The sequence below is a fragment of the Streptomyces sp. HPF1205 genome, assembly GCF_020400825.1.
Taxonomy (GTDB): Bacteria; Actinomycetota; Actinomycetes; order Streptomycetales; family Streptomycetaceae; genus Actinacidiphila.
On the sequence record NZ_JAINVH010000121.1, the window covers coordinates 1 to 915 of the forward strand.

The following is a 915-nucleotide window of genomic DNA, read 5'->3' on the forward strand; positions in this document are numbered from 1 at the left end:
GAGCCCCATTCACTCAGCCGCCCGGCGCCGCCCGGCTCCCACACCGGCCGGCGCCGGGCCCGAGGAGGACCCCCCACATGCGAACCGGAATCCGTACCCCACGTCGTCCGTCACTGCGCCTGCTGATCACCGGACTCACCGCCGCCGCGCTCGCGGTGACCGCGGCCGTCACGTTCACCGTCAACGCCACCGTCTCCAGCGCCGCGACCTGCAACGGCTACGTCGGCCTGACCTTCGACGACGGCCCCTCCAACGACCATACCCCCGCCCTTCTCAACGCCCTCAGGCAGAACGGCCTGCGGGCCACGATGTTCAACGAGGGCCAGTACGCCGCCGCCTACCCGTCCCAGGTCCAGGCCGAGGTCAACGCCGGCATGTGGGTGGGCAACCACAGCTACACCCACCCGCACCTGATCCAGGAGAGCCAGTCCCAGATCGACTCCGAGCTCGGCCGCACCCAGCAGGCGATCTCGAACGCGGGCGGCGGCACCCCCAAGCTGTTCCGCCCGCCGTACGGTGAGACCAACTCGACCCTGAAGTCGGTCGAGGCCAAGTACGGTCTCACCGAGATCATCTGGGACATCGACTCGCAGGACTGGAACGGCGCGAGCGTCTCCTCGATCGTCGCCGCCAACGCCCGCCTCACCAACGGCCAGATCATCCTGATGCACGAGTGGCCCGCCAACACGCTCAGCGCGATCCCGCAGATCGCCCAGACCCTGGCCTCCAAGGGCCTGTGCGCGGGCATGATCTCGCCGCAGACCGGCCGCGCGGTGGCCCCCACCGACGGCGGCGGCACGACCGGAGGTACGACGGGCGGCACGACCGGCGGCACCACCGGAGGTACGACGGGCGGCACCACCGGAGGTACGACCGGCGGCACGACCGGCGGCACCGGTGGAAGCTGCACCGCCA

General features: G+C 71.0%; 1 protein-coding gene. It reads left to right on the forward strand.

What is annotated here, in order from left to right:
- Positions 1–77: 77 nt before the first annotated feature.
- The coding region (locus tag K7G61_RS35910) for a polysaccharide deacetylase family protein (protein ID WP_225851346.1) at positions 78–915 on the forward strand (838 nt) is incomplete at its 3' end.